The following is a 12,563-nucleotide window of genomic DNA, read 5'->3' on the forward strand; positions in this document are numbered from 1 at the left end:
TATGGCCGACTTTGCTGTCTATGCTTTGTCTTTCACCACCACACCGGCCGTTTTCGGTCGTTTGGGAGAACCACATTCTTATGATTCGCCGTTCACTGTCCGCTGTTTTTGCGCTGCTGGTTACGACCCCACTGATGGCAGCGCCTGCCGGTCAACAGACCTTGTTCAACTTCGTTCGTCCCGCCGATGTGGTGCAGGTGGCGACCGTGGATGCGATCTTGCCGCAGTACAACGCAGAACAAACGGCCGAAGGTGAGGTGTTGCGTCGTGTGACCTTCAACCCGGCAGCCGCCCCGAGCCTGATTCTCAAACCGCAGACCGGAGCGTGGGACTGGTCGCAGTCGGGCATGATGACGTTACGTATTCAAAATGCCATGAACTGGGCGCTGACCCTCGACGTTACGCTGCAAAGCAGCAACGGCAAAACGTTGACCAGCCGCGTTGCTCTGCCAGCAGGTCCGGCGCAGACGTTGTTGTTGCCGTTGAAAGCCAATACCCCGCACAGCCAGGGAATGCGCGCCGGACCGCCGATGCCGATGAACCTCGACGGTCAGCGCATTTTGCTGGCTGCCAGCCAAGGCGAAATTGACCTGAGCCAAGTGGTGTCGGTGACGCTGTCAGTCCCGCAGCCCACGGCCGCGCAAAGCATCTTGCTCGAACGTTTTGGTGTGCAAGACGGCGACGGAGTGATCAAAGCGGTCTACAGCTCAATTGTGGACGGCTATGGTCAGTCGACCCGTGCCAAGTGGCCCGAGCGTGTAAGCAATGACGAGCAGCTCAAGGCCGCAGCCGCTAAAGAACAGCAACAGCTCAAAGGCTGGCTGGCCAAACGCAGTGATCTGGATAAATTCGGTGGCTGGACCCAAGGCGCACCGTTCGACGCCACTGGGTTTTTCCGCACTGAAAAACGTGACGGGCGCTGGAATCTGGTCACCCCGCAAGGGCACCCGTTTTACTCCCTGGGCCTGAACGCCGTGACCGCGAGCGACAGTCAGACGTATGTGGCCGGGCGCGAATGGATGTTCAGCGCGTTGCCGAACAAAGACGAACCTTTGCATGCTTACTACGGCACCTCGGACCATAACAGCGGCAACGGCGCGAGCCGTGGGCGAGCGTTCGATGCGGGACGCTGGTACAACTTTTATGGCGCCAACCTGCAACGCATTTATGGCCAGCCCTGTACCACCGGCAAGGCGGTCGAAGGCGCTGAAGTTGTGACGCCTTGTGCGCCCGAAGCCTTCGATGCACAACGCTGGCAAACTCATACGTTGGATCGCTTGCAAGCCTGGGGTTTCAACACCATCGGCAACTGGAGCGACCCGGCGCTGGGCGATAGCAAGCGCGTGCCCTATACCTTGCCGCTGTCGATTGTGGGGGATTACGCCAGCATCAGTACCGGCTCTGACTGGTGGGGCGGCATGCCCGACCCGTTCGACCCGCGCTTTGCCATGGCCACTGAACGCGCCGTCGCCATTGCCGCCCGTGATCATCGCGACGATCCGTGGTTGATCGGTTATTTTGCTGACAACGAATTGGCGTGGGCCGGTCCCGGCTCCGATGCGAAGAATCGGTATGCGCTGGCCTTTGGCACGTTGCGCATGACCACCGACGTTCCCGCCAAACGCGCGTTCTTGAAGCAGTTGCGTGACAAGTACCGTAACCAGCAGGGCCTGTCCAAGGCCTGGGGTGTCGATATCCCGGCCTGGGAGTTGCTTGAAGACCCAGGTTTCGAAGCACCGTTGCCCAACCCAGAGCACCCGGAGATCGAAGCCGACTACCAATACTTCCAGAAAGTATTCGCCGACAACTACTTCAAGACCATTTCCGACTCGCTCAAATGGCACGCCCCTAACCATTTGCTGCTGGGGGGCCGTTTTGCCGTCAGCACACCTGAGGCGGTGGCGTCGTGTGCGCAGTATTGCGATGTCCTGAGCTTCAACTTCTACACGCTGCAACCGCAAGACGGCTACGACTTTGCCAAACTGCGAGAACTCGACAAGCCGGTGATGATCACCGAGTTCAACTTTGGCTCCCGTGATCGCGGCCCGTTCTGGGGCGGCGTGACCGAAGTGGCCAACGAGGAGGCGCGTGGCCCGGCGTACAGCAAATTCCTCAAACAGGCGGTGACAGAACCGTCGATCGTCGGCGTGCATTGGTTCCAATACCTGGATCAGCCAGTGACCGGCCGTTTACTGGATGGCGAAAATGGTCACTTCGGCATGGTAGGCATCACCGATTTGCCATTTACCGGTTTTGTTGAAAGCGTGCGCAAAGCCAATTTGCAAGCGTTGGACCAACTTGGCCAAGAAGCGGCCAAGGCCCAGGCAGACGCTAATAAAGACGTCAAAGCACCGCGCCACGCCGCCCAGGAAGGCAACGAAGGCCGCTCTGGCGCGGGCCATGCAGGCGGGCACTCGGGCCAAGGTCACTGACAGTGTGAAACTCGACGGGCGGCGATGTATTTCGTCGCTGTCGGGGTTCTAGAGCCTTTCTCAATACCCGCTCAAAACCTAAGGTTATCCATTCACCTGAACTGAATGGAGTCTTCGAAATGGAAGCATTAGGGAAGTGTGCACGTGGGTTCGAAGCCGTTCAGCACGCATTTGAGTCTTTTTTTGACGATTCTTACGAGCGAGGCGGTGGGGTTTGCGTACAAATCAGCGGTGAAACGGTCGTTGATCTATGGGCGGGTGTGGCGGATCTGGCGGGTGAGCAGCCATGGCAGCACGACACGCTGGTAAATACTTACTGTGCCATCAAACCCATCACCGCCATCGCCGCCTTGATGTTGGTAGAGACTGGCAAGTTGGCACTGGATACGCCCATCGCTTTTTATTGGCCTGAGTTTGCGCAAGGTGGTAAAGAGCTCATTACCTTGCGCCAGGTGCTGTGCCATACCAGCGGCTTGCCGGCGCTGCGTCTGCCCAGTCACACGCCAATGATGTACGACTGGGCACATATGGCAACTGCGGTTGCGGCCGAGCCCTTGTGGTGGGAGCCGGGCGCTGAGCTGGGCTATGGTGCAACCACCTATGGCTGGATTTTAGGTGAGCTGATACGCCGAGTGGACGGAAGAGATTCGCGCACGTTTATTCGCGAGCAGATAACCCGACCCCATGGACTGGAAGTGTACGCGGGGGTTGATCCTCTGGATTTTTCTCGTATCGCCCATTTCGAACACGCGCCAGGACGCATCGGTGATCGATACGCACAGGACTTGCGCCGCGTCATGCTCAGCGAGCCTGGGCATGTAGCGACCCTCGCTTTTTCCAATCCAAGTATGTCCCCCAAAAACACGGGCAACCCCTGTTGGTGGAAATACCACCAGCCGGGCGTCAACAGTCACAGCACCGCACATGGGCTGGCGGGCTTTTACAGTGCGTTGTTGGCGGGGCAACTGATCGGCCCGGAACTGTTTAACGCGTTCAGGCGTGAGCACAGCAACAGCATGGACCGCACATTGCTTAGACCCATGCGTTATGGCTTGGGTTGCATGATGGAACAGCCTGCCGACCCCGGCGCTTCGTTTTGTATGGGGCCTGATGCGTTTGGGCATGTAGGTCTGGGTGGCCCTGTCAGTTTTGCCGACGTCGACCGTGACGTCACCTTCGCTTTTGTCACCAACACCATGGGCAGTCACGTCCTCTCGGATCCTCGGGTGCAAAAATTGGCCACAGCCGTGAACGCTGCGCTTTAACCCTTGCAGGCGTGAGCTTGCCTCCCGAGGCAGGCCCGCCCCTGAAAAGCAGGCCGTCGGGTGGCTTTTTCACAAAAAATCCACCTTCATGTGTTTACCTTCTCCCTCGATGTTCCAATGCTCAAAAATTGTGCGTTTAGATCCGTTTAGTCTGTTTCAAAATTTGATCGGGGCTGGAACAATGCACGCCTTGTAGAGCCATGCGTGATCCAGGAGGGGCGGGTGCAGATTCAGGGTTTTCACGACCTTAAGTTCGAGGCAGTGCGTGATGCATTTGCCGCGCTTTTCAACGACCCTCAAGAGCGTGGCGCCGCGCTGTGTATCCAGGTCGGCGGTGAAACGGTCATAGACGTGTGGGGCGGTACGGCTGACAAAGACGGTGAGCAGGCATGGCACACCGATACCATTGCCAACCTGTTTTCGTGTACCAAAACCTTCACTGCCGTGACGGCCTTGCAATTGGTGGAAGAAGGCAAGCTGGCGCTGGATGTCCCGGTAGTTCGCTATTGGCCGGAATTTGCCGCGGCCGGTAAAGAGTCCATCACGTTGCGTCACCTGCTGAGCCATCGTGCCGGTTTACCTGCATTGCGTGAACCTATGCCGCCTCAGGCGCTGTATGAATGGCAAACCATGGTGGATGCGCTGGCGGCTGAAGCTCCGTGGTGGACGCCGGGTGATGGGCATGGTTATGCCGCCATCACCTATGGTTGGCTGCTGGGTGAATTGATACGCCGCGCCGATGGGCGCAGTCCGGGTCAATCGATCATGGCCCGTACGGCACTGCCGCTGGGGCTGGACTTCCATATCGGGTTGGCGGATGACGAGTTTTATCGGGTCGCGCATATCGCCCGCAGCAAAGGCACGGTGGGTGATGCCTCTGCCCAGCGCTTGCTGAAGGCGATGATGAACGAGCCTACGTCCATGAGTACCCGGGCATTTACCAATCCACCGTCTATTATGACCAGCACGAATAAGCCGGAATGGCGTCGTATGGAGCAACCAGCGGCCAATGGTCATGGCAATGCCCGCAGTCTCGCCGGTTTCTACAACGGTTTACTCGATGGCCAATTGCTGGAGTCCGAAATGCTCGCTGAGTTGACCCGCGAGCACAGCGTTGGTGAAGACAAAACCCTGCGCACCCAAACGCGTTTTGGCCTGGGGTGCATGCTGGATCAGCCTGAAGTGGCGAATGCCACGTTTGGTCTGGGGGCCAAGGCTTTTGGCCATCCCGGGGCGGGCGGTTCCATCGGGTTTGCCGACCCGGAACGCGATGTGGCGTTTGGGTTTGTCACCAACACGCTCGGCCCCTATGTTTTGATGGATCCCCGTGCGCAAAAGCTGGTGCGGGCATTAGCAACGTGTTTGTAAGACTGTTTTGTAAGCCGTAGGTCGGATCCCTGTGGCTTTAATGCGCTTAATACGCTTTTTTATACGTATATCGCGTCCAATTATTTCTAATTCATTGTGTGGATATTCAATGTCATCTAATAAGACCCTTGCACTCGCCCTTTGTCTGGCAATCACTGGTTGCGCACAAACACCACAAAATGACGCAGAAGGCGGCCACAAATGGTGGCAGCTCGGGTCGTCGGATCAGGCAGCAACACCCGCTGCTGACAAGGCTGATGCCCCGGCAGCCAAGCCGACCGACAAAAAAACGGCTGCGCCCGCTGTAGCCAAAACAGCTCCCGCCACTACCGAAGCCAAAAAAGACAGCGGCTCCAGCTGGTGGCCTTTTGGTTCGGACAGTGCCAAGAAAGATGCACCTGTCGCTAAAGAAAAAACGGTAGCCGCTGCACCTACGTCAAGCACCGAAAAGAACTGGTGGTGGCCGTTTGGCAGCACTGCTAAAGACACCAAGCCGGTGGCAGCCAATGTCGTGCCGATGCCTGACCCTAAAGTGACTCAAGCCTGGCTGGACGAATATGAGCCGCGCCTGCGTGCAGCCATCAAAGACACCAACCTGCAACTTGAGCGCCGTGAAAGCTTACTGGTGATCGTGGCGTCTGCGGACAGTGCGTTCAAACCAACCCGTCCGGACTTGTTGAAGCCGTCCATGCTCGGTCCGTTCACCCGTGTTGCCAAAGTGGTTGAAGGCGATCCAAAAACCGCAGTTCTGGTGCTTGGCCACGCCGACACCACAGGCGCAATGGCTGCCAATACCAAGTTAAGCCTCGACCGCGCGCGTTCGGTCGCCGCGATTTTCCGCATGAGTGGTCTGCAGGCGAACCGCTTGACCTTGCGTGGTATGGGATCGGTGATGCCACGGGCGGCCAATGACAGTAACGAAGGCCGTGCGCTGAACCGCCGTGTTGAGATCCTGATGACACCGCAAAACACCATGCTGGCGCTTGTGAGCAAATACAGCCAGCCAGCACTGTCCCCGGCTGAACTGGTAGCCGTACAACCCGCTGTTGCGCCTTCCAAAGCGGTCGCGGCTAAAAAAGCTGCGGCCCCGGCGAAGCAAGCCGTAGTTGCCAAGAAATCCGCCCCGGCCAAGAAACCTGCTAAAGCCGCTCCAGCCAAGAAAGCGGTGGTCGCCAAGACTGCCGCCGCGAAAAAGGACGTGAGCAATACTCAAGCCAAAAACTGATTGGTTTGATTAACGGGAGGGTGGCATGACTCAAGCGCTGGCAGATATGCGACGCGACTACACCCGTGATGGACTCGCCGAGGCTCAGGCCCCGGCGGAGCCTTTCGGGTTGTTTCATCAATGGTTTGCAGACGCGGTCAAAACCGAGCAGCCGCCCGTAGAAGCCAATGCCATGACGCTGGCAACGGTGGATGAAGACGGGCGCCCGCACTGTCGCGTGCTGTTGCTCAAGGGGCTGGATGCTGAAGGGTTTACCTTCTTCACCAACTACACCAGTGCAAAAGGCCAGCAACTGGCGGCGCATCCCTTTGCGGCCATGACATTCTTCTGGCCGACGCTGGAACGTCAGGTGCGCATTGAAGGGCGCGTGGTCAAGGTGACGCCTGAAGAGTCAGACGCTTACTATCAAGTTCGCCCGTTGGGTAGCCGCATAGGTGCCTGGGCTTCGCCGCAAAGCCAGGTGATTGCCGGACGTGAAGAGCTGGCCGAACTGCTTCGTGTCACTCAGGAGCGCTTCACTGATACGCAGCCCCATTGTCCCGAGCATTGGGGTGGTTTCAGGTTGTTACCTGAGCGCATCGAGTTTTGGCAAGGCCGTCCCAGCCGCTTGCATGACCGCCTCAACTATCGGCTTTGCGGGACTGACTGGACGCGGGAGCGTTTGGCACCCTGACGGCATATTCAGACGCCGCGGCTTGCAGCCATTGGGGCATGTCGCGGCGTTTGATTCTCTGCTTGTGAGCCTCTTCCAGGCGTTGCAACATAAAGGCCTTGCGGGCCGGATCGTCACCTGCCAGCGACAACGCCAGATCCCTGTCCATCCAGCGTTTGATACGCACATACAACCACCCGTGGAAATACAGGCCGGCGGCAGTGGTGATGAAAATGATGAAATAGTCCATATGTGTCCTGTGATGAACGCAGCGTAACGAGTGATTACCCGCTACCCTTGCTTGACGTTTCGACCTGATTGAAGGCGTTTATCTGGCTGTACAGCCGCTGAATAAAGGCTATTTTTTCCGCACCCGGCCGTGACAGGGCGGTGGCCGCGGAGTTTAATGAATCCCTGATCTTTTGGAGTTGATCTAATGCGTAAGTCCGTACTGTTAATTGCTGCTTTTTCTACCATGACAGTCCTGTTGGGCGGCTGCACCTCCAACTTGACCGGCGACTCTTACTCGCGCGAAGAAGCGCGTCGCGTGCAGACAGTGCGTATGGGCACTATCGTTGCCTTGCGTCCGGTCAAAATTGAAGGCACCAAAACCCCGATCGGCGCCGCAACCGGTGCTGTTGTAGGTGGGGTAGGTGGTAGCGCCATTGGCGGCGGTCGCGGCAGCATCGTGACGGCTGTCATCGGTGCTGTCGCAGGCGGTCTGTTGGGGTCGGCTGCAGAATCTGGCCTGACCAAAACCCAGGGTGTTGAAATCACCGTGCGTGAAGACGACGGCAGCACCCGTGCGTATGTGCAACAGGTAGAGCCGAATCAGGTGTTCCGTACCGGTGAGCGTGTACGCATCATGACCGTTGATGGCACCAGCCGCGTGACTCAGTAAGTCACCGCGTAAAAACAAAACCCCGGCCAGTACGAACTGGCCGGGGTTTTTTATTGGCTTCGCCGCAGCTGGCACAGGCGGGGTCCCCGGGTCAGCTGCGGCATGCAGCCGATCAGTTGGTTACCGGCTTGCGGCTCGCCATGGCTGTCACCGCATAGCCGATCAAGGCGGCCAGGATCGAACCGGTGAGAATCCCCATACGGTCCATGCCAACGTAATCGCTGCTGCCTGCGACAAACGCCAGCGAGCCGACAAACAGGCTCATGGTAAAGCCGATGCCGCACAGGATGGCCACGCCGAACACTTGCCCCCAGTTTGCGCCGGCTGGCAATGCCGCCATGCCGGTTTTGATGGCGATCCAGGTCAGGCCGAACACGCCCACGGTTTTACCGATCAGCAAGCCTGCGGCAATCCCCATGGGTACGTGACTGACGAAGTTGTGCAGGGTAATGCCTGACAACGAAACGCCCGCATTGGCAAAGGCAAACAACGGCAAGATCCCGTATGCCACCCACGGGTGCAGTGCGTGCTCAATGGTCATCAGCGGCGATGGCTCTGAGTTCTTGGTGCGCAACGGGATGCAGAACGCCAGTGTGACACCTGCCAGCGTGGCGTGAACGCCGCTCTTGAGAACACACATCCACAGAATCAGGCCAACGATCATGTACGGCGCGACTTTCACCACACCCATGCGGTTCATGATGATCAGCACCACCAGGCACGCAGCGGCCAGAATCAGGGACATGCCCGACAGTTCGCTGGAGTAGAACAGGGCAATCACCACGATCGCGCCCAAGTCATCAATGATCGCCAGCGTCATCAGGAACAGCTTGAGCGATACCGGAACCCGCTTGCCCAGCAGCGCCAGGACACCCAGCGCAAACGCGATGTCGGTAGCCATGGGAATTGCCCAGCCACCCAACGCATCCGGGTAGTCCTTGTTGATGAACCAGTAGATCAACGCTGGCACCACCATACCGCCAATCGCTGCGGCGCCGGGTAGCACGACCTGCGATGGCTTGGACAACTGGCCTTCAAGCAGCTCGCGCTTGACCTCCAGACCGATCAGCAGGAAAAACAACGCCATCAGGCCGTCGTTGATCCACAGCAGCGAAGGTTTGGCAATTTGCAGCGCGCCAATTTGCACGGCCACAGGCACGTCCAGGAAGGCGGTATAGAAGTGTGAAAGCGGTGAGTTGTTGATGATCAAAGCCAGAGCGGCTGCGGCAATCAACAGCAAACCGCTGGCAGCTTCCAACTGAAAGAAACGAGTGAAAGTGCTACGCAGAGGCAAGGTCGCTCTCCATCGGTGAGTGAAAGGGTGCAACACCCTAACCTGAGAGGTTAGTTGTTAAAACAAAAACTATATTCTTTTTTGTTATAAGCCGGCGCGCGAAATCACACCGCTCAAAAGCCTAGCAGTTGTGTATCAAAGTGAGTCAGGAATTAGCCGTGAAAGCCCGTAGGAAAGGGGCTTAACAGCTGAAGGTTACTGCTATCGCCAAGCTGCAATAAGAGCCCGAGGGCCCTTTGCCGTTGATGGCTCAAGCAGAACTGTCGATCCGTTCTGAGCGGCTTGGCAGTAGCACTGCCCGTTTTAAGCGTCGATGCCCAGCAGATCGCGAGCAACCGCCTCAGCGATGCGAATACCGTCCACGGCCGCGGACAGAATGCCGCCTGCATAACCGGCGCCTTCACCTGCCGGGTACAGACCTTTGACGTTGAGACTTTGCATTGAGGCGTCGCGGGTCATGCGCAAGGGCGATGAGGTGCGGGTCTCGATACCGGTCAGGATCGCGTCATGCATCGAGAAACCTTTAATTTTCTTTTCGAACGCCGGCAAGGCTTCACGGATGGCTTCGATGGCGTAATCCGGCAAGGCCAGCGCCAGATCGCCCAACGCTACGCCCGGCTTATACGACGGTTCGACGCTGCCCAGCGCAGTGGAGGGTTTACCGGCAATAAAGTCGCCAACCAGCTGTGCTGGCGCTTCGTAAGTGCTGCCACCCAGAACGTAGGCGTGGGCTTCGAGGCGCTCTTGCAGCTCAATACCAGCCAAAGGCCCGCCCGGGTAGTCTTCGGGGGTGATGCCGACGACGATGCCGGAGTTGGCATTGCGCTCGTTACGCGAGTACTGGCTCATGCCGTTGGTCACCACTCGGCCGGGTTCGCTGGTGGCCGCCACAACCGTACCGCCGGGGCACATGCAGAAGCTGTACACCGAACGACCGTTTTTGGCGTGGTGCACCAGTTTGTAGTCGGCTGCGCCCAACTTCGGGTGGCCGGCATATTTGCCCAGGCGTGCACTGTCGATCAACGATTGCGGGTGTTCAATACGGAAACCCACCGAGAACGGTTTGGCCTCCATGTACACGCCGCGTGCGTGCAGCATGCGGAAGGTGTCACGCGCACTGTGGCCCAGCGCCATGATGACGTGGCGTGCATTCAGTTGCTCGCCATCGGCCAGTACCACACCGGTCAATTGACCGTTGTCGATCATTACGTCGGTCACACGCTGTTGAAAGCGAACTTCGCCGCCCAGGGCCTCGATCTGCTGACGCATATTTTCCACCACACCCGTCAGACGGAACGTCCCGATATGCGGCTTGCTGACGTAGAGGATTTCTTCGGGGGCGCCGGCTTTCACAAACTCGTGCAGCACCTTGCGGCCGTGGTGTTGCGGGTCTTTGATCTGGCTGTACAGCTTGCCGTCAGAGAACGTCCCCGCACCGCCTTCACCAAATTGCACGTTGGATTCGGGGTTCAGGACGTTCTTACGCCACAGGCCCCACGTGTCTTTGGTGCGCTGACGTACTTCCGGGCCACGTTCAAGAATGATGGGCTTGAAGCCCATCTGAGCCAGCAGCAGGCCTGCAAAAATACCGCACGGACCGAACCCGACCACAATCGGGCGTTCGGTCAGGTCCTGCGGCGCCTGGCCGACTACCTTGTAGCTGACGTCCGGTGCAGGATTGACGTTGCGATCATCGGCAAACTTGAGCAGCAACGGTGCTTCATCACGCACCGACAGGTCGATGGTGTAGATGAAGCACAGTTCGGAGGATTTTTTGCGCGCATCGTAGCTGCGCTTGAACAAGGTGAAATCGATCAGGTCATCATCCGCGATGCCCAGGCGCTGCACGATGGCAGGGCGCAGGTCTTCTTCGGGATGGTCGATTGGCAACTTGAGTTCGGTAATTCGTAACATGACGGTGGTCCAGTATTGGGGCCAGGTTTACCCCGGCAGCCATAGACCGGCGATTATAGGCTGCTTCGGGGTGAATCCGTCAGGCTTAAACGGCAATGTTCAGTAACCGTCGTCGGTTAGTCGTTGCGTGCGCCCCCGAAATAACCGCAGCCGCGCTGGACCTGACCGTTGACCCGGAGTTCGGCACCCAAATGCTGCACACTGCCATTAACGCTGTCGGTGCACCGTTGCGGCGCCACCCAGAGCTCGATGCGTTGGTTGTTGGCTTCGGTGGACAGGTAAAAACGCCCGTCGCCGACTTGTTCTTCCACGTACGGCAGCGCCAGAGGTGGCTGGCCTTCGCGGGTCAATTCCATGCCCTTGCTGCCAGCGCGGACTTCCCACGCCGGACCGTTGCCGTTGGCATGCACGGTCAGTTGCTTGAAGTTCGGATCTTTGCAGGCCGTGCTGCTGCGCTCAAGGCGATAGAGCTGTTTGACGTTGACCTCGCCATCCGAGCCGGCGGCTTTGCTTGCGATGAATTGGCCGCGAATATCTGCGAAAAGGGCCTCGGGCTTGAGCGGCATGTCTGCAGCATCTTGTACGAGCGTGGTGTTTTCGCTGTCACGTACGACGTAACGCTGTTGTCCGATACAGGGCTGGAAGACCAGCTCACCGTTGGTCGAGATCAACTCGCCTTGCAGGCGCGACAAACCCGCATGGTTGTCCATGGGTTTGCTGTTAAGCAATTGGCAGCCCGCGAACACGGGGAGCAGGGCGACTAAAACTAAGGAACGGGCGACACGCATCTTCAGGTCTCCTGACAAGTGCCGCCACGTTACTCAGGCTCGCCTGCCATCACAAGTGTTTAGCCGACCTGATACGTCTGGCCGGTGTGCAGACCTTCAACACTTTTTGCATAGGCTAATGCTACCTCGGCTGCCGGCACCGGCTTGAACCCTCGAAAGTACGGAGCGTAATGATCCATAGCTTCTTCCAGTACGGTGGGACTGACCGAGTTCACACGCAGACCGCGTGGTAATTCGATAGCGGCGGCTTTTACGAAACCATCCAGTGCGGCATTTACGAGCGCTGCCGAGCTACCGGAGCGAATAGGCTCACGATTAATGACGCCGCTGGTGAAGGTGAACGATGCGCCATCATTGGCGAATGCTCGGCCAATCAGGAGTAAGTTGACCTGGCCCATGAGTTTAGTCTGTAAGCCCAGTGAAAAGTCTTTTTCACTCATGTTGGCCAAAGGCGCAAACGTCACGCTACCTGCTGCACAGATCAACGCGTCGAATTGACCGGTTTGCTCAAACAGTTGGCGTATGGACGCGCTGTCACTGATGTCCACTTGAAAATCTCCGCTTTTACGGCCAATACGCACAACTTCGTGCCGTGCTGACAATTCGCGATCAATGGCTGAACCAATGGTGCCTTGGGCGCCGATCAAGAGAACTTTCATAGCCTTTACCTCTAGGGGGGAAGTGTTGGCTTAGTCTAGTGTTGGTTTTTTTGTGTGATAAGCGC

Annotated in this window: 11 protein-coding genes; 6 read left to right on the forward strand and 5 right to left on the reverse strand. The window is 57.9% G+C overall.

The genetic code is table 11. The features are described 5' to 3' along the window. Window positions 1–80: 80 nt before the first annotated feature. The 5 genes from HBN61_RS03485 to pdxH all read left to right on the forward strand — a co-directional run bounded on the left by HBN61_RS03485 (window position 81) and on the right by pdxH (window position 6,963). Window positions 81–2,432, forward strand: a complete 2,352-nt coding sequence (locus HBN61_RS03485) for a beta-galactosidase (RefSeq protein ID WP_094993624.1) — start codon at window positions 81–83, stop codon at window positions 2,430–2,432. A gap of 119 nt (window positions 2,433–2,551) precedes the next feature. After that, window positions 2,552–3,697: a serine hydrolase domain-containing protein gene (locus HBN61_RS03490; RefSeq protein ID WP_170046180.1), complete on the forward strand. Its 1,146-nt coding sequence runs from the start codon at window positions 2,552–2,554 to the stop codon at window positions 3,695–3,697. 222 nt (window positions 3,698–3,919) lie between these two features. Continuing rightward, window positions 3,920–5,065 carry a serine hydrolase gene (locus HBN61_RS03495; protein WP_169963242.1) on the forward strand — a complete coding sequence of 382 codons (1,146 nt, stop codon included), beginning with the start codon at window positions 3,920–3,922 and terminating at the stop codon, window positions 5,063–5,065. Between the two features lie 109 nt (window positions 5,066–5,174). After that, complete coding sequence (locus tag HBN61_RS03500) at window positions 5,175–6,290, forward strand: OmpA family protein (protein ID WP_170046181.1); 1,116 nt, start codon at window positions 5,175–5,177, stop codon at window positions 6,288–6,290. 25 nt (window positions 6,291–6,315) lie between these two features. Next, the gene (gene pdxH, locus HBN61_RS03505) at window positions 6,316–6,963 is read left to right on the forward strand and encodes a pyridoxamine 5'-phosphate oxidase (protein ID WP_170046182.1); all 648 of its coding nucleotides are present in this window, start codon (window positions 6,316–6,318) and stop codon (window positions 6,961–6,963) included. Here pdxH and HBN61_RS03510 read toward each other — a convergent pair. Further along, the gene (locus HBN61_RS03510) at window positions 6,911–7,192 is read right to left on the reverse strand and encodes a hypothetical protein (protein ID WP_170046183.1); all 282 of its coding nucleotides are present in this window, start codon (window positions 7,190–7,192) and stop codon (window positions 6,911–6,913) included. The two genes, pdxH and HBN61_RS03510, sit on opposite strands and share 53 nt — an antisense overlap. 186 nt (window positions 7,193–7,378) lie before the next feature. Between HBN61_RS03510 and HBN61_RS03515 the strand changes: the two genes are divergently transcribed. Beyond that, the gene (locus tag HBN61_RS03515) at window positions 7,379–7,843 is read left to right on the forward strand and encodes an outer membrane lipoprotein (protein ID WP_094993618.1); all 465 of its coding nucleotides are present in this window, start codon (window positions 7,379–7,381) and stop codon (window positions 7,841–7,843) included. A gap of 112 nt (window positions 7,844–7,955) precedes the next feature. Here HBN61_RS03515 and nhaA read toward each other — a convergent pair whose 3' ends face one another. From nhaA to HBN61_RS03535, 4 genes are all read right to left on the reverse strand, one after another. After that, window positions 7,956–9,137, reverse strand: coding sequence for a Na+/H+ antiporter NhaA (nhaA, locus tag HBN61_RS03520; RefSeq protein WP_170046184.1), 1,182 nt, complete (start codon window positions 9,135–9,137; stop codon window positions 7,956–7,958). A gap of 303 nt (window positions 9,138–9,440) precedes the next feature. After that, the gene (locus tag HBN61_RS03525; protein ID WP_170046185.1) at window positions 9,441–11,051 is read right to left on the reverse strand and encodes an NAD(P)/FAD-dependent oxidoreductase; all 1,611 of its coding nucleotides are present in this window, start codon (window positions 11,049–11,051) and stop codon (window positions 9,441–9,443) included. A gap of 116 nt (window positions 11,052–11,167) precedes the next feature. Then, the gene (locus tag HBN61_RS03530) at window positions 11,168–11,839 is read right to left on the reverse strand and encodes a COG3650 family protein (RefSeq protein ID WP_169963250.1); all 672 of its coding nucleotides are present in this window, start codon (window positions 11,837–11,839) and stop codon (window positions 11,168–11,170) included. Between the two features lie 59 nt (window positions 11,840–11,898). Next, window positions 11,899–12,498, reverse strand: a complete 600-nt coding sequence (locus HBN61_RS03535; RefSeq protein WP_170046186.1) for a short chain dehydrogenase — start codon at window positions 12,496–12,498, stop codon at window positions 11,899–11,901. Window positions 12,499–12,563: the final 65 nt, after the last annotated feature.

It is taken from the genome of Pseudomonas sp. WS 5071 (assembly GCF_012985765.1).
Classification (GTDB): Bacteria; Pseudomonadota; Gammaproteobacteria; order Pseudomonadales; family Pseudomonadaceae; genus Aquipseudomonas; species Aquipseudomonas lundensis_A.